The following is a 22,313-nucleotide window of genomic DNA, read 5'->3' as shown; positions in this document are numbered from 1 at the left end:
GGACAAATCCTCCCTTTCTTCGATTGGTTGTCAGGCACCCCGCCTGCGATCCTCGCGCAGCAGGTCGGCGGCCTTTTCGCCGATCATGATCGCGGGGGCATTGGTGTTGCCCGAGACGATCTCGGGCATGATCGAGCAATCGGCGACCCGCAGGCCACGGATGCCCTTGACGCGCAGCCTTTCATCCAGAACCGGGCCCATCGCGGCTGTGCCCGTCGGATGAAAGATCGTGCCTGCGGAATTGCGCACCCATTCCAGCAAGGCGGCATCGTCTTGCGCCTCGGGGCCAGGACGCATTTCGGCGGTGATCTTGCCGGAAAGCGGCCGTTCCCTGGCGATGTTCCGGGCGATCTTCACGCCATCGACCATGGTTTGGCAGTCGGTCTCGGTCGCGAGGTAGTTCGGATGGATCGCCGGATAGGCCGACGGGTCCGCCGATTTCAGGCGGATGCTGCCCCGGCTTTCGGGCCGCAACTGGCAGACAGACATGGTGAAGGCCGAGAAGGGATGCACCCCCTGGGTCGGGCTGTCGGCGGACCAGGGCTGGACATGGAACTGGATATCCGGCGTCGCGACACGGTCATTCGTGCGCATGAACCCGGTGGCGAGACTGGCGGCCATGCTCATCGGCCCGGCGCGGAACATCGCGTATTTCAGGGCGATCCGGGCTTGCTGCCACAGCTTGCGCACCTCGTCGTTCAGGGTCGGTTCATTGCAGGTATAGACCAGCCGGGCCTGAAGATGGTCCTGCAAACCCTGCCCCACACCGGGCAGATCAGCGACGACAGGGATGCCGTGTTCGGCCAGATGCCCGGCATCGCCGACACCTGACAGCATCAGGATCTGCGGGCTGCCGATGGCGCCGGCAGACAGGATGACCTCGCCCTTCACATCGATCCGCTGCACGGCGCCCGAGCGGTCGGAATATTCGACGCCGACGGCGCGACCCCCTTCAATGATGACCCGGCGAGTCTGAGCGCGGGTGATGATGCGCAGATTCGGGCGCTTGCGAACCGGATGGATATAGGCCACGGCGGCGGAACAGCGCCGTCCCTTGCGGGTGGTCAGCTGAAAATATCCCACACCTTCCTGCGTGGCACCGTTGTAATCGGGATTGAACGGATAGCCTGCCGCCTGTGCCGCAGCCACCCACGCATCGCAGATCGGCCTTGAAAGGCGCATGTCCGACACGTTCAGCGGTCCGCCGGCGCCATGAAAGTCATCGGCCCCGCGTTCCTGATTTTCGGCCCGCTTGAACAACGGCAGAACATCGTCCCATGACCAGCCGGAAAAGCCCATCTGCGCCCAACGGTCATAATCCTGGGGTTGCCCCCGGACATACAGCAGCCCGTTCAGCGACGACGACCCGCCCATGACCTTGCCACGCGGCCAGTCAAGCTGACGCCCGTTCAGACCCGGATCGGGCTCGGTCCGATAGCACCAGTCCACCGAAGGGTTGTTCATGGTCTTGAAATATCCGACCGGGATATGGATCCACGGATTCCAGTCCCACGATCCGGCTTCAAGCAGCGTGACCGTCACGCCGGGATCCGCAGACAGGCGATTTGCAAGCGCGCAACCGGCCGAACCCGCTCCGACCACAAGATAATCGGTTTCCAACTCATCCCTCCCACAAGCCTGCGAATGACAGAAGACCGCAGATTCCTCTTGCAATGCGAACGTAAACAATTAGAAATGATACTACAAGTCTCAAAAATCGCATCTTTAGGGAGGAGGAATGTGATGAAGGGAAATATGGGCACCATCCGCGGGCTTTCGCGCCGCGATGTTCTTCGCGTCGCAGGCCGGTTCGGAATGACTTCCACCGCCATGGCGATAAGTGGTGCGGCAGGCCTGCTGACGACCGCGGAACTGGCCAGCGCCGCCGAAAGCACCTATGAAAAGCGTTTCTCGAAGGAACCGAAGCACACGTTCAAGATGGGCGCGTCGGGCTTCAACGCCCGCAACCTGCTGATCGAACGCACGGGGTTTCTGGAATTCGCCCGGGATCTGGAAGAACGCACCGACGGCGAGATCCGGATCGAATTCATCGGCGACAACCAGATCTGCGGCCAGCTTGATTGCGTCGAGAAGACCCAGCTTGGCGTCGTCGAATTCTTCGCGGCCTCGACCCAGAACTCGGCCGGGGTGGCACCGTATTACAACGTGCTGGACTTTGCCTACATGTTCCCGACCCGGGCGTCGCAATATCACTTCCTGTACAGCCCGGAAAGCCAGCGCATCCTGCGCGATCCGCTGGAAAAGCGGCACGGGATCAAGTTCCTTTTCTCGCATTGCGAACTGCGCGGGATCCAGTTGGGTCTGAAATGGAAGGACCGCGATCTGGTGACCAGCGTCGACCAGCTGGCAGGCACGAAGAACCGCGTGACCGGCACACAACTGGGCCGGATCGCGATGCAGCTGATGAACCTGAACCCGGTGCCGGTGGCGTGGGAAGAGACCATCGACGGATTGAAGCAGGGGCTGATCGATGGGGCCGAGACTTGGGCCTCGGCCGTGGCCTATGCCAACATGACGCCGGTGGTCAGCCAGTCCGTCGATCTTCGCTTTTTCTGCGGCACCGAACATTGTGCGATGTCATCCAAGGTCTTCGACGCGCTGGAACCGCATCTGCAGGATGCGGTGATGGAATCCGCCTATCTGGCACAGGTGCATGCGCAAGCTGCGAACGAGGCCGCGCTGATCAAGACGGTCGGCTTCTCGGACCCCCAGATGCCCGGGACATTGTTCGCCGAACACGGCGTTCGCTGCGCCTTCCTGTCCGACGAAGAACGTCGCAAGGCCGAAGAGATGTGCTCGCCCGAGTTCAACCCCGATCCGTGGAGCCAGTGGCGCGAGCGACTGATGCAGTGGTCGGGCGGCATCGACACCTATGACGAGATCTATCGCATCGCGCGCGAGATCCCGACGGACATGAAGCCCGAAAACGTCGAGCCGCGCCGCTGGTGGCGGTCGGCCTGATTGCAACAAGGCGACGTCCGTTCAAGGGCGTCGCAATCGGGGGGAATTCTTATCATGGCAAGCATATTTGCCGATCTGGGCACGATCCTTTCCGCGCTTGCGACGCGGGATTCCTGGGAAATCAACACCGCACTTGGCCAACCCGCGGCGTGGTTGTTCGGGTTGATGGTGATGTCTGTCGGTGCGGCGCTTATCCTGGCGCTGTTCCGGGCCGTTCCGGTTCTGGACCGCCACCTTGAGCGCGTGTTGATGGTCGCCGTCTATCTGGCCATCGCCGCGATCATATTCGTCGAGGTGATCCGCCGCTTCGTCTTCAGCCTGCAAGAACCCTGGTCCACGACCCTGCCGCCCTATCTGTTCCTGCTGCTGACCTGGTTCGGCTGCGCGTTCAACGTTAAGCTGCGCGCGCATCTGGCCTTCAGCGAGTTCCGCAGCCGCATGGGGCGCGGCGGGCAGTTGGGCTGTCTGGTGGTCGACAATCTGCTTTGGCTGGGCATGGCCTGGATTGCGGTCACGACGACGTTGCGGCTGGCCGCGAACTCGGCCTCGAATTTCCAGATCCTGCTGGGAACCGACAACGTCATGGTCTGGTGGTTCGTGATCCTTGTGCCGGTCTCGTTCACCATCCTCGCCGCCCGTGCGGTCGAGAACCTGATCGAGGATCTGCGCCGCTTTCGGACGGGTGCGCCGCTGATCGAACTGACCACCCTGGGCGACAGCTGAGAGGCCAAAATGACCGATTCCACGTGGATCACTCTGATTTCGCTGGCCGTGACGGGTCTGTTCATGCTGGGCGTGCCGGTCTTTCTGGTCATCGCCTACTGGGTCATCGGCTGCTCGATCGTCCTGGGGATGACCTTCGACAATATCGGCGCGGCACTGACCTATGCGTTTTCCAACGGCTTCGCGCTGCTGGCCATGCCGTTGTTCATCCTGACCGGCGACCTGATCAACAAGGCGGGCATCGCACGACGCCTGTCGGATTTCGCCTACGCGGTCCTGGGCTGGCTGCGCGGCGGGCTTGCCATGGCCGCCATCGGGGCATGTGGGCTGTTCGCCGCCATTTCGGGTTCGAATTCCGCGACCACCGCCACGATCGGGTCGATGATGCATCCCGAGATGGTGAAGGGCGGCTATGATACGCGCTTTGCGGCCGCGACAGCCGCGGCTGGGGGGACCGTCGGCATCATCATCCCGCCATCGATCATCTTCATCGTCTATGGCTTTCTGATGAACCTGCCGATCTCGGATCTGTTCGTCGCAGGGATTATCCCCGGCATCCTGATGGTCGTCGCGATGCAGGTGGTCTGCTGGATCGTGTCGCGATACAACCGCTGGGGCCATATCATCCCCTTCGATATCGGCCGAGTGCTGCGGACCGCATTCGGTGCGTGGCTTGGTTTCTTCGCCATCGGCCTGGTACTGTGGGGCATCTACACCGGCAAGTTTTCCCCGACCGAGGCTGCGGCGGTCACCGTCGGCTTCTGCGTCATCGTCGGCATTCTCAGCCGCTGGCTGTATCCGCTGGTCGCCTCGGGCATGGACGAAGACGGCCGGCCCCGGACCTACACCGCCAGCATTCTGGTTGAAGGGTTCCGGATAAGGGATCTGCCCTCGATCACCATGCGATCCGCCCAGATCACCGGAATTCTTGCACCCCTAATCGGGATTTCCGTGGTCATGCAGCAGATCCTGTCGCTGCTTGGCGCCCAGGATGCGATCGGAACCTGGGTTGCCGGACTGGGTGGCTACTGGATCGTGCTGGCGGCGTCGATGGCGATCATCTTCATCGGTGGAATGGTTCTGGAAAGCCTTCCGGTCACCATCATCCTGGCACCGATCCTGGCTCCGCTGGCGGCGGCGAACGGAATGGACCCGGTGCATTTTGCCGTGATCTTTCTGGTCGGCGCATCGATCGGCTTCGTGACACCGCCCTACGGGCTGAACCTCTATGTCGCCTCCAGCGTCACGGGGGTTCCCTACATGCGGCTGCTGCGCTATGCGCTTTACTATCTTGCGGCTCTGCTGACCGTCTGGATTCTTGTCGCCGTGACACCATCGCTGACGACAATCCTGCTTCCCTCGCGCTGAGGGGACATGCGGTGGCGCTGATTTTGTGGACAGGGGATATGGACAGCAACGGCCGGGAAGATGACGCGAGCACCGACAAGGCGCCGCAGAACAACCTGCGACCGCTTTACATCCTGAAGACCGTGGCCGAGGCGGCAGCGCCGCTGTCCGCGCTTGAGATCGGTCAGGCGCTGGACCTGCCCAAGCCCACCATTCACCGCCTGCTTCAGACGCTCGAGGATGATGGCTGGCTGATGCGGGATCTTGGCGGTCGCGGTTTCGTCGCCGGTCACCTGCTGAGACGGCTGGCGGCGAATACGTTCAGCGGTCCGGGCCTGCGCCGCGAACGCATGGCGATCCTGCAGCGTCTGGCAAGCGAGGTTGGCGAGACCTGCAACATCTCGATGCCCGAAGGGGATGCGATGGTCTATGTCGATCGGGTCGAAACCCACTGGCCGCTGCGCATCCGGCTGCCGATCGGAAGCCGGGTGCCGTTGCACTGCACCGCATCCGGCAAGACCTACATGGCCACATTGCCGCAATCGCAATTGTCGCGCTTGCTGCGCCGCATGACGCTGACCGCACAGACCCCGCACACGATCACCGAACGAGACGCGCTGGTCGCCGAGTTGAAGACGACAAGGGAACGTGGCCACGCCGAAGACGCCCAGGAAATGATCGAGGGCATGATCGCGCTGGCGGTGCCGATCCGCGACAATCTCGACAGGGTCTTCGGAACGCTTTCCTTTCATGCGCCGGTCCAGCGCCTGACGCTGGATGACGCAAGACTGCACCTGCCGCTGATGCAGCGGACGGCCACGGAATTGGCAGAGACAGTCTGATCAGCGCGGGCTTCCCGGCAGCTATAACTCAGGCAAAGGGCGATATGACCCCTGCAGAAGGCCCTTTGCGATTGGCGATGGTGGCCGAAACTAGGCCGCGACCGCTTCACGCCCGTAATACAGCTGCACCACGTGGCGCGCCTCGGCGAAGAACAGCCAGCGCGACACGAACACACCCAACAGATGCAGCGCGAAGGCCAGGCCGAAGGCGATCGGGTGCGCGCCAAACAGCAGCATGATCGCAGGCAGGACCGAGATCAGGCAGATGCAGATCACCCGCAGCTTGGCCGCATGGCGCCGGGCTACCTGAAACCCGAATTCCTGCAGCAGGTAGTTCGTCCCGCTATGCGGGGATTCGAACATGCGGATCTGTCCATGCAGGCCGGTTGCCGAGTTCATGTCGTGGCCCCTTTGCGCAAAGCGTCCGTCACCAGACATCCAGCAGGAAACCTGCAACAGCCCCAGCGCGACCAGCAGGATCAGGGCAAGGCTCCAGATCGCTGACAGGATCGCACCGGCGGTCAGCGCGCAGGCGATGAAATAGGTCGGGGTCAGCGGCGAATTCCAGCGCGGAACCGTCTTCATCTGTGCATAGATCATCGAAGTCACGAAGACCGTCGCGACGGAAAGGGCTGCCCCGATCACGCCCAGGATCGGCAGGATCGCCGCGAAGAAGATTGCAGCAATCGCAAACAGCCCCATGACCAGAAGCGTCGCGACCGAAGCCCAGCCTTCGCGCGACAGCCAGCTGGTGCGCCACTGCGTGAAGGCCAGCAATCCGCGCTGCGGGTTGCCCAGGTGAAAGACCGACGAAACGAGGCCACCCACCGCCATCGCGAAGGCCAGCGCGAATTGCCAGAAGGCGGGCCAGCCGGTGGATGCCGCCCCCAGCCCCAAGAGGGCCAGATAGCCGAAGCCAGCGCCAGACAGCACGGTAAAGAGAATGACGGAAGGTGCAGGATGCATTCAGATCTTCTCCAGCGTGCGGTCGAGCCAGGCAAGGAAGCCGGTCGCATCGCGCCGTTTCGTCGGCAAGGCGGGCGCCGTGGCGGCAGCGCCGGTCAACCGATCCTTGGGACGTGGCGGCAGGTACTTGTTCACCGGCTTGGTGCCCTGTTCCGGCATCAGATCGAAGCCGCCGCGTTCCGCAACCAGCTGGCTGACGGTGCTGTCAGGATCGCCCAGATCCCCGAAATGGCGCGCACCTGCCGGACAGGTGCGCACGCAGGCCGGGACACGGTCCACCTCTTCCAGGTTTTCGTTGTAGATGCGGTCCACGCACAGCGTGCATTTCTTCATCACGCCCTCGGCGCGGTCCATTTCCCGCGCGCCATAGGGGCAGGCCCAGGCGCAGAGGCCGCAGCCGATACAGGCATCCTCGTTGACCAACACGATCCCATCCTCGGCGCGCTTGTAGCTGGCGCCGGTGGGACAGACGGTCACGCAGGGCGCATCCTCGCAATGCAGGCATGATTTCGGGAAATGCACGGTCTGGGCACAGCCGCCGCCTTCGGGCTCGATCTCGTAGCTGTGGACACGATTGAGGAAGGTGCCCACGGGGTCCGCCCCATATGCGTCCATATCCGACAGGGGCGCGCCATAGTTCTCGGTATTCCAGCCCTTGCAGCTGATGACACAGGCATGGCAGCCGACGCAGGTATCAAGATCGATCACCAGCCCCAGCTTGCGTTCGGTCCGTTCCGGAAGCGCAGTCATTTGCCCACCTTCCAGCGCAGGTTGCGCGGGCCGCGACCAACCGGAGACGCCATGACGCCCATGTCCGGATCCGTCTCGTGCTGCGCCGGCATCTTTTCTATCTTGACGCGCAGGTCGAACCACGCGGCCTGACCGGTGATCGGGTCGGAATTCGACCAGCGCATCCCGTCGCCGCGGGGCGGCTGCAATTCATGGATGAGATGGTTCAAGAGAAAGCCTTTCGTTGCCTCGGGCGCGTCCTTGTCCAGGGCCCACGCCCCCTTGCGCTTGCCGATCGCGTTCCAGGTCCAGATGGTGCTGCCGTTCAGGCCGGCATGCAGCGCGACCGGCACGGAGATCGCCCCGTGGATCGAACTGACGCGCGCCCAATCGCCGTCGGCAAAGCCATGCGCCTCCCAGATCTCGCGCGGCAGATACATCGGGTTCTGGCCGTGGATCTGCCGCAGCCACGCGTTCTGGCTGCCCCAGGAATGATACATCGCCATCGGACGCTGGGTCAGGGCGTGGATCGGATATTCCTCGGGATCGACGTGGTCGTCCTCGAACGGCGCATACCAGATCGGCAGCGGGTCCATCACCTTGCGGATCTGGTCGCGCAGATGATCGGGCGGCTGGCGGTCGCCATGGCCTTCGGCCGCGCGCTGGAACTTGCGCATCGGTTCGACATACAGGTTGAACAGATAGGGCTGCGGCGCATTATAAAGGCCCATGCCGACAGCCCAATCCTGATAGGCCATGTTCCACGGCTTGTAGAAGTCCGCGCCTTCGGGGATATGCGAGACGAAAAAGCCGCCATTGTCGATATAGCGCTTCAACTGGTCGGGGTTCGGCGTCCCGCGTCCCACCTGTTCACCGTCGCCCCGAAACCCGGCCAGCGGACCGACGCCGGGCTTGCGTTCGTGATTGACGATGTAATCCGCGTAATCCTGCCATTTCGGGCTGCCGCCTTCATGAACAAAGCCCGGCAGCTCCATCAGGTTGGCCAGCTGGATCAGGGCGGTCTGGAACCCGCGAACATCGCGGTCCGGTTCGACCACCGGCCAGCGGATCGCGTCCGCCGCAGCGTCGGCCTCGCAGATCGGACGGTCCAGCAGGCTGATGCAATCGTGGCGTTCCAGATATGTCGTATCGGGCAGGATCAGATCGGCATAGGCCACCATCTCTGACGAATAAGCGTCGGAATAGATGATCCGGGGGATCACATAGTCGCCGTTCTCGTCGGTGTCGGTCAGCATCTTCATGACGCCGCCCGTATTCATCGACGAATTCCACGACATGTTCGCCATGTACATGAACAGCGTGTCGATCCGGTAGGGATCGCCGGCATGGGCGTTCGAGATCACCATATGCATCAGCCCGTGCGCCGACATCGGGTTTTCCCAGGTAAAGGCCTTGTCGATCCTCGCCGGGCTGCCATCCGCCTTCAGCGCCAGATCTTCGGGGCCATGGACAAAGCCCAGATGCGGGCCGTCCAGCGGCATTTCGGGCGTGGTATTGCAGTGCGGCCTCGGATGCGCCGTGGCAGGCTTCGGATAGGGTGGCTTGAAGCGGAACCCGCCCGGAACCTCGACCGCACCCAGAAGGATCTGCAGGACATGCAGCGCCCGGCAGGTCTGGAAACCATTGGAATGCGCCGAGATCCCGCGCATCGCGTGAAACGCGACGGGGCGGCCTGTCATCTTCTCGTGCCGCTCGCCCCGGAAATCGGTCCAGGCCTGGTCCAGCGTGATCGCCTCGTCAAAGGCCACGCGCGCGATCTCCGCCGCGACCGCCCGGATGCGGGGCGCGGCGATCCCGCAGCGATCTGCAACGGCCTCGGGGGCGTATTCGGGCTTCAGGTAACGCTCGGCCATCAGCTGCATCACCGTGCGATGGCCGGGATGGCTGGCGTTCAGGTCGGGGCGCACACCCTTCTCGTCGAACGGTCTCAGATGACCGGTCGCGCGGTCGACGACCAGCGTCTTGCCGCCGTCATCGCGCAGGAACAGTCCGGTCTCGTCATCGACCAGCAACGGCGCATCGGTATAGCGCGCCAGATAATCAAGGTCGATCTTGCCCGCCTCCATCAGGCAATGGACCAGCGACAGGATCAGCAGGCCATCCGTGCCCGGCGTGATGCCCAGCCATTCATCGGCAACCGCGTTATAGCCCGACCGGATCGGGTTCACGCCGATGATCCGCGCGCCACGTGCCTTCAGCTTGCCGATGCCCATCTTGATGGGGTTGCTGTCATGGTCCTCGGCGACACCGAACAGCATGAACAGCTTGGCGCGATCCCAGTCCGGCTGACCGAATTCCCAGAAGGCGCCGCCCATCGTATAGATGCCCGCCGCCGCCATGTTCACCGAACAGAACCCGCCATGCGCGGCATAGTTGGGTGTGCCGAAGGCCTGCGCCCAGAAGCTGGTAAAGCTTTGCGACTGGTCGCGACCGGTGAAGAAGGCCAGCTTCGAAGGGTCGGATTTACGGATCGGGGTCAGCCATTCCCTGGCAAGGCCCAGGGCCTCGTCCCATGAGATCTCCTTGAACTCGCCCGAGCCGCGCGGGCCGACGCGCCGCAGCGGTGCGCGCAGCCGCGCCGGCGCATTGACCTGCATGATCCCGGCCGAACCCTTGGCGCACAGCACGCCCTTGTTCACCGGATGGTCGCGATTACCCTCGATATAGGCGACGCGGCCCTCCTTCATGTGGACGTTGATGCCGCAGCGACAGGCGCACATGTAGCAGGTGGTCTTGCGGATCTCGTCCGAAACCTTGGGCGAGGTGTCGATCCATGGCTGGTTCATGATTGCTCCTTGGGTCGCCCGCTTATGCGGGCTGCCGTTTGATGCGCGATCTGACAGACGGCCACAGCGACCACAGCACGAAGATCAGGGCGAGAAACAGGATCGTCGCGCTGATCGGCCGGGTGAAGAAGACCGTGTAATCCTGCCGGGAATTGGCGACCGCGGTCAGGAAGTAACGCTCGGCCAGGGGGCCCAGGATCACGCCCAGAACCAACGGCGCCGACGGAAAGCCGACGCGTTTCATCGCCCAGCCTATGACGCCGAAAATCAGGCAGACATGCACATCGAAGATATTGTTCCTGACACCGTAAGCCCCGATCAGGCTGAGGATCACGATGAACCCGGCAAGGATCGCCGGCGGCGTCCGCATCAGGGTCGAAAACATCTGGGCCACGCCCACGCCCGCACCGATCATCAGCACGTTGGCAATGATCATCGCGGCGAAGATCGTATAGACCATCGACGGATCCATGATGAACAGCAGCGGGCCGGGATTGACGCCCTGCAGCATCATCGCGGCCAGCATGATCGCGGTCGCCGCGCTGCCGGGAATGCCAAGTGTCAGCAGCGGCACCATCGCGGCGCCGGTGGTCGCGTTCTTGGCGGCCTCGGGCGCCGCCAGCCCGGCCTCGACGCCGGTGCCGAATTCCTTGCCGCGCGGATTGATCTGCTTTTCGACCCCGTAGGCGATGACCGCGCCGGGCGTGGCGCCAGCGCCCGGAATGACCCCGATCATGCAGCCAAGGCCCGTGCCCCGCGCAATGGCGCCCTTGACGTTCCAGATGTCGCGAAAACTGGCACCGGCCATCTTGCCGTCCGCCTTCTTGGGCCGCAGATCGCGGTCGGTGGCGACCAGATCGACGACCTCGCCGATGGCAAACAGGCCGATCATCACGACGACGAAGCGGATGCCGCTTTCGACCTCGGGAATCCCGAAACTGAACCGGGCCTGCCCGTAAAGAGGATCGACGCCGACGGTCCCGATGGCCATGCCGCTGAGCAGCGAGATCATCGTGATGATCGGCTTGTCCTTGGCGATGGCAATGACGCTGACAAGACCAAGGACCGTGGCCGCGAAGAATTCGGGCTGCGAAAACTTCATCGCGAACTTGGCGAAGGGCGCGGACAGGAAGGTCAGCATCAGGGCGCTGGCCAGACCGCCCACGGCCGAGGCCGTCACCGCGATGGTCAACGCGCGCTTGACCTGGCCTTTCTTGGTCATCGCATAGCCGTCCCAGGTGGCCGGCAGTGAGGCCGGCGTGCCGGGAACGTTGATCATGATCGCCGAGATCGAGCCGCCGAAGACGCCGCCGACATAGATGCCGCCCAGAAACAGCATCGCGTGGGTCACATTCATCGCATAGGTGAAAGGCAGCGCCATCGCCATCGCGTTGACGAAGGAAATGCCCGGCAGGGCGCCCGCGATAACGCCGACCAGAAGGCCGACAACGACCGTCAGGAAGGCGCCGATCTGGAATGCCGAGGCAAACCCGGCGAACAGAAGATCTATGGTCTGCATGGTCGCGCCCCCTCAGTAGATGCCCAATAGTTGCAGCAATGCGACGCTGAACTGGTCGAAGATGCCGACACCCCGGCTGAGCGGCATGAGCGCGAGGCCCATGAACATCCACAGCAGCGCGACCGTGCCCAGAGTCGGGACCAGAACCAGGACGAAGGGGTTTCGAATCCCGCCATACAGGCACCAGATCAGCAGGAACCCCGCGCAGGCCACAGCGAAGCCGACATAGGGCAGCAGCCAGCCGAAGGCGATGACAAGGCCGATCCCCACCAGCGCCTTGCCATAGTGATAGACATTCTCGTCATGGGGGGCCGAGAGGCTGGTCGAGACGCGCCACTTGACCAGCCCCCAGACTTCGATCGCAAGCCAGATGGCCGAGAAGACACCCAACAGCAGCAGAACCATGTTCGGCCAGGCCGCAGGACCAAGGCCGGGCACGTCCGGTCGTCGGTCGCCGGTGAACATGAAGGCGGGCAGCACCAGTGCCGCGACCAGCAACATCGCCGGTACCGCCACCGGGATCAGCCGCGCCATCGCCTTGCCACGACCGCCCTGCGCCGCCACGTGTTTCGGTTCCGCGTCGCGCCAGGACACGCGGTCGTCTCGCGCCTTCTCGACCATCGCCATCGTCCTGCCTCAGCTTGCCAGTTGATCCGTGATCAGCTGAAGGAAGTCCTGGACCATCTTCTGCGCGTCCTCGCCGGTGACCGGCTCGATGCAGCTATAGGTCTCGGCGCAGAATTTCTGCCATTCCTCGCTGGCGACCGATTCCTCGACCGCCGATTGCAGCTTTTCGACAATGGCGGGATCGGTTCCGGCGCGCACCGCGACCGTGCGGAAATTGTCCAGCCCCGAGATTTCGTATCCCAGTTCGGTCGAGGTGGGGACATCCGGGAAGGCCGGGTGTCGTTCCTCGGAGAACACGACCAGCGGTTTCAGCTGTTCGGCCTTCAGGAACTGTGCGACATCGCCCGGTTCTTCATAAAGGACGGCGGTATGGCCGCCGATGGGGGATGCGTAGCGCTCTCCGGGTGACTGGAACGGCACGTTCTCCATCTGGACCCCGTCCTTGGCCAGCAGTTTCAGCGTGACGTCATCCTGCGTGCCATACCCCGATGTCGCCACGGTCAGTTCGCCCGGATTTTCCTTTGCGTAGGCGAAAAGATCTTCGGCGGTCTGGTAAGGGCTAGAGGCGGGCACGAACAGAAACGACGGCGAATTCTGCACGACCGCCAGAACCTCGAAGTCATCTATGTTGCTATCGCCCAGCCCCGATGCCCACGAGGCCACCGTCAGCGAAATCAGCGTGCCGATCGTGTATCCATCCGGTGCGTCGGTCTGAGCCGGGTCAGGCCGGCATTCCCGGATGCGCCCGCCACGTTCGAGATCGGGATCGAGACGCCAAGCGGCTTTTCCATCAACCGGCCCATCTGCCGGCCCATCAGGTCCGCGCCGCCGCCGGGACCAAAGGTCACGACCATCTCGATCGGACGCTGCGGATAGTCCTGCGCGCTGGCCATCCCGGCCGAGGCGATCAGTGCCGCCGTGCTTGCGCCGGTAGGTCATCGGTTTCTCCTCCCATTACGACCGTTGCTTTATGCTGTCCCGTCTTCTCCTCCCAAAGCGGACGGGCTTGCGGTCTTATTCGGTCATCTGTGCCAGCCGCAGGCGTTGAATCTTTCCGGACGGGCCTTTCGGCAGTTCGGCCATCAGGTGAATGACATCGGGCGATTTGAACTTGCCCAGGCGGTCCTCGCAAAGTTGCGTCAGCTCTTCGATCCTCAGCCCTGATCCGGGTCGCAGGGCCACTGCGGCCTCGACGCGTTCGCCGTAGCGGGCGCATTTGCGGGCGAAGGCTGCGGCCTCGATCACGTCGGGATGGGCATAAAGCGCCTCGTCGATTTCGCGCGGTGCGATGTTCTCGCCGCCCTTGATGATCAGTTCCTTCAACCTGCCGGTCACGAAGACATATCCGTCCTTGTCGATCCGGCCCAGATCGCCCGTGCGCAGCCAGCGATCGGCGGTCAGCGCAGCCGCGGTGGCCTCGGGGTTGTTCAGATAGCCGCGCATGACATTGGGGCCACGCACGCAGATCTCTCCCTCGGTTTCCGGCGGCAGGGGACGCATCTCGGCATCCATGATCGCCACCTCGTTGCCCACGCCCCGACCGGGCGAGCCGATCTTGCGCATGCCGGGGGGCAGCGGGTTCGACAGGATCTGCGCGGCGGTTTCGGTCAGGCCCATCGTCTCGACGATCGGGATGCCGAAGCGCTGTTCGAACGCGCTTTGCACCTCGACGGCCAGCGCGGACGAGGCGGATCGGCCGAACCGGATGCGCGACCGCGTGGTCAGATCCGGCGTCTTCTCGCCATGCAGCAGATGCGAGATGATCGTGGGCACGACCGAAAACCACGTCGCGCGGTATTCCTCGCACAGCGACCAGAACCGACCCGCCGAGAACCGTTCGCAGACGATCGCGGTCCCGCCCGCGATCAGCGGACCCATGATCGTCACGCACAGCCCGTTGATATGATAGATGGGCAGCACGCACATCGCGCGGTCCGCCTCGGTCAGGTGATGCGCCGCCGTTGTCGTCCAGCCTCCGGCCAGCAGGCTGGCATGACTGTGCAGCACGCCCTTGGGCCGCCCGGTCGTGCCGGATGTATACATCAGCAATGCGTCATCGTCGGCGCCATGCGGATGCGGCGCGGCGGCCACCAGATCCGCAGGCCAGGCTAAACCGCCGGTCCCGGTAGTCACGACCACGGGCGTGTTCTGGTTGCCGACCAGCGCGCGGTCCAGCAGATCGCGCTGCGTCTCGGCCACCAGGACGATCTTCGCACCCGAATGCGACAGCGCATAGCCAATGGCATCAGCGCCCGCGACAAGGTTGATCATCGTCGCCCGGAACCCGCCATAGAGTGCCCCGAACAGTCCCAGCACCGCATTGCGCCCATTGGGCATCATCAGCGCGACGCTGTCGCCCTTCGCGATCCCCATCCCGGCCAGGTTGCCGGCTATCTCGGCGGCGCGGTCGCGCAACTCGGCCCAGCTTAGCGTGCTGTCATCATCGGGAAAGACATGGCTGATCTGCCGCGCCTCGTTCTCGGCGCGGAAATCCAGCCAGTCGCGGGTCGTTCCGCCCGGCGGCAGGTCCGGATCGAACCTCATTTGCCGACCTCGGCCCAGTATTCGGAAAAGATATCCTCCAGCGCCGGTTCGCGGGCCGTGATGGGCCGAACCACGCGGGTATGCTGCAGATAATGCCGCCAATGCAGATTCGCATCGATCGAGTTGCCGCCCCAGGAACCGCATCCCATCGACAGAGAGAAGGGCAGTCCATTGTCGAACGCCCCGCCGGTGGCAAAGCAATGCGCCTGGTTGACGATGACCCGGCAGACCGGCAAGGCGCGGCCCATCGCGACGGGCCGTTCAGAATCGTCGGAATGCAGCCCGACGGAATGGCCGGCGCCCTGATGGTCAAGGATCAGGCGCGCTATGGCGGTCGCATCGTCGAAATCGCGAGCCCGGTACAGGGCGACGACGCGGCTCAGCTTTTCACCGGACAATGGATGTGCCGGTCCTATTCCATTGGTCTCGACAGCCAGAAAGCTGGTCCCTTCGGGAACTGTGCCTGTCAGGCCCAGCTTTTCTATCATGACATCGGCATCCTTCGCGATGATCTCGCGGTTCAGATGCCCGTCGGGCCACAGTTTCGCGACGATACCACCGGCTTCGGCGGCAGATACCACGGCACCGCCCGCGGCCGCCATCGCAGCGACGAAATCATCATAGACCGCGTCAACCACGATCAGGGCATTTTCGGACGAACACGAGGTCGCATTGTCAAAGGTCTTCGATGCGGCGATCTTGGTGGCGGCGGCGGCCAGATCAGCCGTCTCGTCCACGATGACGGCGACATTGCCCGCGCCGACACCGATGGCCGGGGTGCCGCTTTCATAGGCGCGGCGGACATTGTCCTGGCTGCCCGTGACGATCGCCAGATCGCAGGTTTCCAGAAGACGCTGGGTCTTCGCCTTGCTGCCGGGCGCGGGCAGCATCTGCACCAGGCGCTTGTCCTCGCCGATCTTGTCGAACTCGGCATGGATGAAATCCAGCAGCATCTCGCAACAGGCAACGCCCTTGGGCGACGGCGACAGGATGATCGCATTGCCGCATTTCAGGGCGTTGATGATATTGTTCGCCGGCGTCGCGGCCGGGTTGGTCGAGGGCACGACAGCCCCCACCACGCCGATGGGCCGGGCGATTTTGACGATTCCGGTGGCGTGGTCGTCCGACAGGATACCGTAGGTCGGAACGCCGCTGATGTCGCGCATCAGGCCCAGTGTCTTGCGGTGGTTCTTGGTGATCTTGTCGGCGACATTGCCAAGCCCGGTCGTCTCGACCGCCAGTTCGGCCAGACGCCGGTTGCGTCCAGGCTCCATGATCGCCCAGGCCGCCGCCTGCGCTGCGCGATCGTAACGCGCCTGGCTGCCTTCGGCTTCGAACACGGCCTGAGCATCGCGCGCATCGGCCATGACCGCGTCGACCGAAAGGATATCATTCGAAATATTCATATTCGTCACACGCTTTCCGAAAAGCCATGGACGCCGACGCGTGCGCCGGTGGTCCTCCCCTGATGTGCGACCCCGCAACTCCTCGATTGCCGGATCACGATTTTCACGATAGGACATGAAAATAGTCTTGCAAATGTTTTCATAGAGTATCCGCAGTAGGGCTAGAACTGTTGAAAAAACAGAATGATAAACCTGATATTGTTTCCGTAGCACGTCTTGCCGGCGTGTCGGCTGCCACCGTTTCGCGGGCGCTGAATCACCCCGATCTGGTTCATCCGGCGACCCGGAAGAAGATCGATCTGGCGATTCGGAAGTCGGGCTATATCCGCAATCGGGCCGCCCAGACGATCCACGGCCGGCGCAGCGCCACCATAGGTCTGGTCGTTCCGACGATCGCCAATGTCATCTTCGCCGAGCTGGTCCAGGCCTTCAACGACGCGGTCAGCCAGCGTGGCTTCACCCTGCTTCTGGCATCTCACGGTTATGATCTGGCGACCGAATACGCGCTGGTGCGCAAGCTTCTGGAACACCGGGTCGATGCGCTTGCGCTGATCGGGCTGGATCATGGCGAAGATACATATCGGGTGCTGCGCGAACAGGGGCTGCCGGCGCTGGCCATCTGGAACTATGATCCGGCCTCGACGATCTCCTGTCTCGGGATAGACAATGCCGAGGCCGGGCGGATCGCCGCCAGCCATCTTCTGATGCTGGGCCATCGCCGGATCGCGACAATCTTCCCCGATACGGGCGAGAATGACCGGGCCCGATCACGGCGATCGGCCGCGCAGGCAACCCTTCAGGCCGCAGGACTTGCTGAACGCGCCGACTGGCAGATCCAGACGCCCTACAATACCGGCCAGGCCAAGCGAGCCTGCCTGGAACTGCTGGCCTCTGCCGACCGGCCGACCGCGCTGTTGTGCGGCAATGACGTGATCGCACAGGGGGCGTTGTATGCTGCGCTGAAGCTGGGGCTGAAGGTGCCTGGGGATCTGTCGATCATCGGCATCGGCGATTTCGTCGGCTCGGCCGAGTTGGAGCCACCGTTGACCACGATCCGCATCCCGGCGCGCCGGATCGGGGCGGCGTCAGCGGATCATCTGGTGGCCGCGGTGGACAGCGAATCCGAAGACGCGATGATCCGCACCTGTTTTGAATGCGAGCTGATCATGAGGGCCACCACCGCAACCCCTCCGGTCGGATAATCCGCCAGGGCTAGGGCCCCCATGTCGATCCAGTAGCGCAAAAGGCGGGTCGCAAGGCGCGCCTATCCGGTGCACCAAGCACCCTGCCGGATTCACAGCGCGGCGGTCCACAGCCGGCATCGCGTGGCGCCGGTGGTCTCGCGGACCAGGCCCATCCCGGCCAGGTGCACCAGCAGGCGTTCCCCGGTGTCGCGGCTGATCCCGGCCTCGGCCTCGACCATCGCGGTGGTCATCTGTAGCGACGCCGCCAGAACCGCGACGATCCGCAAAGGGCTGTCGCCCCTGTCCCCGTGATTGTGCTCGTCAGATCGGAGGCCAGAAACGCTACGAGATTTGCGATTATTGCCGCAGGCGCTGCTCGGCTTCATCGGCACTACCGATCAAACATGCATCCTGGCAGAGAAGCTGGCCTTTGGACCTGAAGCGCGCGAAACCTCGATCAGTGTCGCGAAGACAAAGCTCGTGGAAGCGTTCGGCGCTGTGCTCGAAGTCGTTGCGTGACGACCGCCCGTCCCAAGGATGAGCGGTGGACGACTCAGGTCAGCGAGCGATCCCAAATTGTTGGCGGTAGGCTGCGGGCGGCAGCCCTGTCAGCTTTTGAAACAGCTTCCGGAAAGCTGCCGGATCAGAATAACCAACATCCCAGGCGATTCGGTCAACCGGAGCCAACGTTCGTTCCAGCGCCTCACGCGCCTTGGCGATCCGCACCTGTTGCAAGTATTCAACCGGCGTCAGACCCGTCGCGGTGCGGAACCGGCGCAGGAATGTCCGGCCCGTCATACCAGCTTGATCGGCCAAGTCCGCCACACCCTGCATGTTCGCGGCGTGAGCATGGATATGATGCTGGCTGGCTCGCACGGCATCGTCGCCGTGATCGAACCGTGGGATGAACTGCGCAAAGACACGTTGGCTTTGGCGCGGCGGCTCGATCAACAGGAACCGCGCTGTCGCCAGCATCGTCGCCGGGCCAAGCAGCCGATCAACGAGCGTCAGCCCAAGATCGGCCCATGCTAGAATGCCGCCTGCGGTGATAATGTCGCCATCATCTACCACCATATGTTCATCGGCCAGATGGATCTTGGGAAACCGCTCTGCCAGTTGGCGGGCAAAGGCCCAGTGGGTCGTCGCACTGCGCCCGTCGATCAGCCCGGTCTCCGCCAGGACGAACGCCCCCGCACAGACCGAACACAGCGTGGCACCCTGCGAATGTTGATCGCGCATCCAATCAGCGATCACGGGTGCGGGCTGCATCCGTTCCGGCATGATGATGCTGGGCGGGGCGATGATGTGCGTCAGGCGATGGGCGGTACCGGGGTGGCTGTCCCAGACACAGTCCATGCCATCGGCACCAAGCTGCCAGTGCGAGACGCGGATGGCGCGTTTCTCTTCGCCCGTCCAGTCCCCGGCGATCTGGAACAGGTCCGTGAGTCCGTAAATGGCTGCCAAGGCGCCCCCCGGATAGATCAGCAGCCCAATATCCGCTACCAAGCGCTCATTTGTCATTTTTGACCCGATCATTGTCATTTTCGCCACGCCCATCCTTCGGTGCGGGTGCGTAGATTGTCCATACCGAAACGAAAGGCCCCGCAATGGACACAACGATCACAAGACGGACCCTGATCACGACCGCAGCGGCGGCCGCCGCCCTGCTCATCCTGAACCGCAACAGCATCAACGCGCAAACCCAAGGAGACATCATCATGACAACGATCACCACAACCGACGGCACCAACATCTTCTACAAGGATTGGGGTCCCCGCGACGCGCAACCCATCGTCTTCCACCACGGCTGGCCGCTGTCGAGCGACGACTGGGACGGCCAGTTGCTCCACTTCCTCGAGCAAGGCTATCGCGTCATCGCCCATGACCGCCGCGGGCACGGCCGGTCAGACCAGCCCGAACACGGGCATGACATGGAGACCTATGCGCAGGACGTCGTCGAACTTGCCCGTGCCCTGGACCTGAAGAATGCGATCCACGTCGGCCATTCCACCGGCGGCGGAGAGGCTGCGCGCTATGCCGCCATCGCCGAACCGGGGCGGGTTTCCAAGGTCGTGCTGATCGGCGCGGTGACGCCAGTCATGGCCCAGACCGCATCGAACCCCGGAGGCATCCCCCTGGAGGTGTTCGACGGGTTCCGCGCTTCGCTGATCAGGAACAGGGCTCAGTTCTATCTCGACATCGCGTCGGGCCCCTTCTTCGGCTTCAACCGCGAGGGTACCGAGATCAGCGAAGGCCAGATCCGCCATTGGTATCAGCAAGGCATGACAGGAAGCGCGAAAGCCCACTACGATTGCATCAAGGCTTTTTCGGAAACCGACTTTACCGAAGATCTTCAGTCGCTGAACGTCCCGGTCCTGATCCTGCACGGCGAAGACGATCAGCTTGTGCCGATCGACAACACGGCACGTCGGGCCATCAAGATGCTGAAGAACGGGACGCTGAAAACCTACCCGGGCCTGTCGCACGCGCCCTTCGCCACGCATCCCGATCTGGTCAACGCCGACCTTCTGGAGTTCGCAAGATCCTGAAGATCGAGATACGGGAAGGGGCGGTCAAGAGCCGCCCCTTCCCAACCATGCCCCCAACAGGCTGAAGAGGTATGGTGACTTACGCATCACAACTTGACCTTGACACAGCGATCCGTGCGGCTGTTGTTCCGATCCTGCAGGCGCGTCTGTCCGACGCTCTCGAACTGCGTGCCCGCGCGAAAGAAGCGCATTGGAACGTGAGTTGCCTGTCGCTCTGGCCGGGTCGATTTCCATACATGCCAAGGCGCTGCGAACGGCCATCGACAGAATGGCGGATATTGGTGATGCCGGAACGGCCGACTTGTTCATTGGCCAGTCGCGACAGGCTGACAAGTTTTCATGGCTGGTGGCAGCCCACCTCGCACGGGAAACCGGCACATGAGGCGTTTTTTCCGATCCTCGAGCCGACGAACTGAAGGGACAGGGGACAGGTCTTCCCTAACCCCATTTCTCAAAACGAAAGCGGCGCGTTGTCCTTGACCTCCTTAAGGACAAAAAACGTCCGGATCTGGCGCACACCAGGCAAGGCGATCAGCCGGCGACCGTGCAACAGGTTGAACCCGGCCATATCCCGGACACGCAGCTTCAGCAGATAGTCGAAGTCACCCGCGACCAGATTGCAATCCAGCACCTCCTTCATTTCGCCGACTGCGGCCTCGAAGGCGGCAAAGCTTTCCGGCGTGGATCGGTCCAGCACCACACCCACCATCACCAGGGCCCCAAGGCCCACGGCATCCGGATCGACCTGCGCCCGGACGCTGGTGATAAAGCCCTGTTGAATCAGCCTTTGGGTGCGGCGATGGCAGGTGGCTGCGCTGATATTCACCTGTTTCGCCAGATCCGCATTGGCCAGACGCCCGTCACTTTGCAGCGCCCGCAACATGTTACGGTCGATTCGGTCCAGATCCGCAGTGGAAGATTCTTCCATTTCTTACCCAAAACATTTTCTAAAGCTTATCATTTACCATCAACCATGCGTCAAAGCCAACAATTATGACATGAACTATGAAAGCCTGTTTTTGAAAAAGCCTGATACGTTTCCTGCACAACGCACATCAGGAGACCGCCATGTCACTTCTTGCAGACTTTGAATGCTATCCGCTGACCTATGGTCCCACGCCTATCGAACACCTGCCCCGCCTGACCGAGGCATTGGGCGGAAAGGTGCAGATCTATGCCAAGCGGGACGATTGCAATTCCGGCCTTGCCATGGGCGGCAACAAGCTGCGCAAATTGGAATATATCGTTCCCGACGCGATCAAATCGGGCGCCGATACGCTGGTCTCCATCGGCGGCGTGCAGTCCAATCATACGCGCATGGTTGCGGCAACAGCCGCCAAGATCGGGATGAAATGCGTCGTCGTTCAGGAAAAATGGGTGCCCCATTATGATGCCGTCTATGACCGTGTCGGCAATATCCTGATGACCCGCCTGATGGGGGCTGATTCCCGGCTGGTCGACGACGGGTTCGATATCGGCATCCGCCAAAGCTGGGAAAACGCAATCCAGTCCGTCAAGGACGCAGGCGGCGTCCCCTATGCCATTCCGGCCGGTGCCAGCGTGCACAAATATGGTGCACTGGGCTACATCGGATTTGCAGAGGAGGTTGCGGAACAGGAAAAGGAACTGGGGATCACCTTCGACTACATCGTGGTCTGTGTTGTCACCGGATCGACGCAGGCCGGCATGATCGTGGGCTTTGCAGCACAAGACCGCGCGCAATCCGTGATCGGCATCGACGCATCCGGCACGCTGGACCAGACCCGCGCGCAGGTGCGGCAGATCGCCGACAATGCGGCGGAACTGGTAGGCCTTGGCCGCAAGATCCGCGAGGACGAAATCGTCATCAACCCCGATTATGCCTATCCGGCCTATGGCGTTCCATCCGAGGAAACCAACGACGCCATCCGACTGGCCGCCCGGACCGAGGCAATGATCACCGACCCCGTATACGAGGGCAAATCGATGCAGGGGATGATCGACCTGACCCGCAAGGGGTTTTTCCCGGAAGGATCCAAGGTGCTGTATGCTCATCTGGGCGGCGCACCGGCCATCAATGGCTACAGCTATTATTACAAGGAAGGCTGA

At 62.8% G+C, this 22,313-nt stretch carries 22 protein-coding genes; 9 read left to right on the top strand and 13 right to left on the bottom strand.

From position 1 onward, the window contains the following. Positions 1–30: 30 nt before the first annotated feature. A complete protein-coding gene (locus J7359_RS18410; RefSeq protein WP_209058993.1) occupies positions 31–1,620 on the bottom strand; it encodes a choline dehydrogenase in 1,590 nt (529 codons plus the stop codon). 123 nt (positions 1,621–1,743) lie between these two features. Here J7359_RS18410 and J7359_RS18405 point away from each other — a divergent pair, with 123 nt between their 5' ends. Genes J7359_RS18405 through J7359_RS18390 form a run of 4 tightly spaced genes read left to right on the top strand, consistent with a single transcriptional unit; the run spans position 1,744 to position 5,894 of the window. Continuing rightward, positions 1,744–2,982, top strand: a complete 1,239-nt coding sequence (locus tag J7359_RS18405) for a TRAP transporter substrate-binding protein (RefSeq protein WP_209058990.1) — start codon at positions 1,744–1,746, stop codon at positions 2,980–2,982. A 54-nt stretch (positions 2,983–3,036) separates the two neighbouring features. Then, positions 3,037–3,705: a TRAP transporter small permease subunit gene (locus J7359_RS18400; RefSeq protein ID WP_209058987.1), complete on the top strand. Its 669-nt coding sequence runs from the start codon at positions 3,037–3,039 to the stop codon at positions 3,703–3,705. A 9-nt stretch (positions 3,706–3,714) separates the two neighbouring features. Continuing rightward, complete coding sequence (locus tag J7359_RS18395) at positions 3,715–5,073, top strand: TRAP transporter large permease (protein ID WP_209058982.1); 1,359 nt, start codon at positions 3,715–3,717, stop codon at positions 5,071–5,073. A gap of 38 nt (positions 5,074–5,111) precedes the next feature. After that, positions 5,112–5,894: an IclR family transcriptional regulator gene (locus J7359_RS18390; protein WP_209058974.1), complete on the top strand. Its 783-nt coding sequence runs from the start codon at positions 5,112–5,114 to the stop codon at positions 5,892–5,894. A gap of 90 nt (positions 5,895–5,984) precedes the next feature. Here the strand turns inward: J7359_RS18390 and J7359_RS18385 are convergent, their stop codons facing one another. The 9 genes from J7359_RS18385 to J7359_RS18350 all read right to left on the bottom strand — a co-directional run bounded on the left by J7359_RS18385 (position 5,985) and on the right by J7359_RS18350 (position 16,492). Further along, positions 5,985–6,860 (bottom strand): DmsC/YnfH family molybdoenzyme membrane anchor subunit, encoded by an 876-nt coding sequence (locus tag J7359_RS18385; protein WP_209058972.1) that lies wholly within the window; start codon positions 6,858–6,860, stop codon positions 5,985–5,987. After that, on the bottom strand, positions 6,861–7,610 hold the full coding sequence (locus J7359_RS18380; RefSeq protein WP_209058970.1) for a 4Fe-4S dicluster domain-containing protein: 750 nt from the start codon (positions 7,608–7,610) through the stop codon (positions 6,861–6,863). Continuing rightward, positions 7,607–10,396 carry a molybdopterin oxidoreductase family protein gene (locus tag J7359_RS18375; protein WP_209058968.1) on the bottom strand — a complete coding sequence of 930 codons (2,790 nt, stop codon included), beginning with the start codon at positions 10,394–10,396 and terminating at the stop codon, positions 7,607–7,609. Before J7359_RS18375 ends, J7359_RS18380 begins: the two co-directional genes overlap by 4 nt. 22 nt (positions 10,397–10,418) lie before the next feature. Further along, the gene (locus J7359_RS18370) at positions 10,419–11,915 is read right to left on the bottom strand and encodes a tripartite tricarboxylate transporter permease (protein WP_209058966.1); all 1,497 of its coding nucleotides are present in this window, start codon (positions 11,913–11,915) and stop codon (positions 10,419–10,421) included. Positions 11,916–11,927: 12 nt separating this feature from the next. Continuing rightward, positions 11,928–12,542: a tripartite tricarboxylate transporter TctB family protein gene (locus J7359_RS18365; RefSeq protein ID WP_209058964.1), complete on the bottom strand. Its 615-nt coding sequence runs from the start codon at positions 12,540–12,542 to the stop codon at positions 11,928–11,930. A 9-nt stretch (positions 12,543–12,551) separates the two neighbouring features. Beyond that, a complete protein-coding gene (locus tag J7359_RS18360) occupies positions 12,552–13,205 on the bottom strand; it encodes a tripartite tricarboxylate transporter substrate binding protein (protein ID WP_348524420.1) in 654 nt (217 codons plus the stop codon). 11 nt (positions 13,206–13,216) lie between these two features. Beyond that, positions 13,217–13,435 carry a hypothetical protein gene (locus J7359_RS20075; RefSeq protein WP_247740523.1) on the bottom strand — a complete coding sequence of 73 codons (219 nt, stop codon included), beginning with the start codon at positions 13,433–13,435 and terminating at the stop codon, positions 13,217–13,219. Positions 13,436–13,556: 121 nt separating this feature from the next. Next, complete coding sequence (locus J7359_RS18355) at positions 13,557–15,086, bottom strand: AMP-binding protein (protein WP_209058959.1); 1,530 nt, start codon at positions 15,084–15,086, stop codon at positions 13,557–13,559. Continuing rightward, positions 15,083–16,492, bottom strand: coding sequence for an aldehyde dehydrogenase family protein (locus J7359_RS18350; protein WP_209058956.1), 1,410 nt, complete (start codon positions 16,490–16,492; stop codon positions 15,083–15,085). The genes J7359_RS18355 and J7359_RS18350 overlap by 4 nt, the downstream gene beginning before the upstream one ends. 167 nt (positions 16,493–16,659) lie before the next feature. On the opposite strand from J7359_RS18350, the gene J7359_RS18345 reads away from it, so the two are divergent. Next, positions 16,660–17,694 carry a LacI family DNA-binding transcriptional regulator gene (locus J7359_RS18345; protein WP_209059005.1) on the top strand — a complete coding sequence of 345 codons (1,035 nt, stop codon included), beginning with the start codon at positions 16,660–16,662 and terminating at the stop codon, positions 17,692–17,694. 92 nt (positions 17,695–17,786) lie between these two features. Here J7359_RS18345 and J7359_RS18340 read toward each other — a convergent pair whose 3' ends face one another. After that, positions 17,787–17,927 carry a hypothetical protein gene (locus J7359_RS18340; RefSeq protein ID WP_209058953.1) on the bottom strand — a complete coding sequence of 47 codons (141 nt, stop codon included), beginning with the start codon at positions 17,925–17,927 and terminating at the stop codon, positions 17,787–17,789. A gap of 109 nt (positions 17,928–18,036) precedes the next feature. On the opposite strand from J7359_RS18340, the gene J7359_RS18335 reads away from it, so the two are divergent. Then, positions 18,037–18,195 (top strand): hypothetical protein, encoded by a 159-nt coding sequence (locus J7359_RS18335; protein ID WP_209058941.1) that lies wholly within the window; start codon positions 18,037–18,039, stop codon positions 18,193–18,195. Between the two features lie 39 nt (positions 18,196–18,234). Here J7359_RS18335 and J7359_RS18330 read toward each other — a convergent pair whose 3' ends face one another. Continuing rightward, positions 18,235–19,233, bottom strand: coding sequence for a GlxA family transcriptional regulator (locus J7359_RS18330; RefSeq protein ID WP_247740521.1), 999 nt, complete (start codon positions 19,231–19,233; stop codon positions 18,235–18,237). A gap of 161 nt (positions 19,234–19,394) precedes the next feature. On the opposite strand from J7359_RS18330, the gene J7359_RS18325 reads away from it, so the two are divergent. Together J7359_RS18325 and J7359_RS18320 are read left to right on the top strand one after the other, a co-directional pair. Beyond that, a complete protein-coding gene (locus J7359_RS18325) occupies positions 19,395–20,225 on the top strand; it encodes an alpha/beta hydrolase (protein WP_209058939.1) in 831 nt (276 codons plus the stop codon). Between the two features lie 190 nt (positions 20,226–20,415). After that, on the top strand, positions 20,416–20,607 hold the full coding sequence (locus tag J7359_RS18320) for a hypothetical protein (protein ID WP_209058937.1): 192 nt from the start codon (positions 20,416–20,418) through the stop codon (positions 20,605–20,607). A 69-nt stretch (positions 20,608–20,676) separates the two neighbouring features. Here the strand turns inward: J7359_RS18320 and J7359_RS18315 are convergent, their stop codons facing one another. Beyond that, on the bottom strand, positions 20,677–21,153 hold the full coding sequence (locus J7359_RS18315) for an Lrp/AsnC ligand binding domain-containing protein (protein ID WP_209058934.1): 477 nt from the start codon (positions 21,151–21,153) through the stop codon (positions 20,677–20,679). A gap of 140 nt (positions 21,154–21,293) precedes the next feature. Between J7359_RS18315 and J7359_RS18310 the strand changes: the two genes are divergently transcribed. After that, positions 21,294–22,313: a 1-aminocyclopropane-1-carboxylate deaminase gene (locus J7359_RS18310; RefSeq protein WP_209058931.1), complete on the top strand. Its 1,020-nt coding sequence runs from the start codon at positions 21,294–21,296 to the stop codon at positions 22,311–22,313.

Source organism: Paracoccus sp. R12_2 (assembly GCF_017744015.1).
Taxonomy (GTDB): Bacteria; Pseudomonadota; Alphaproteobacteria; order Rhodobacterales; family Rhodobacteraceae; genus Paracoccus.
The sequence above is the reverse complement of the archived record's forward strand: the minus strand, read 5'-3'. Positions and strand labels throughout refer to the sequence as shown.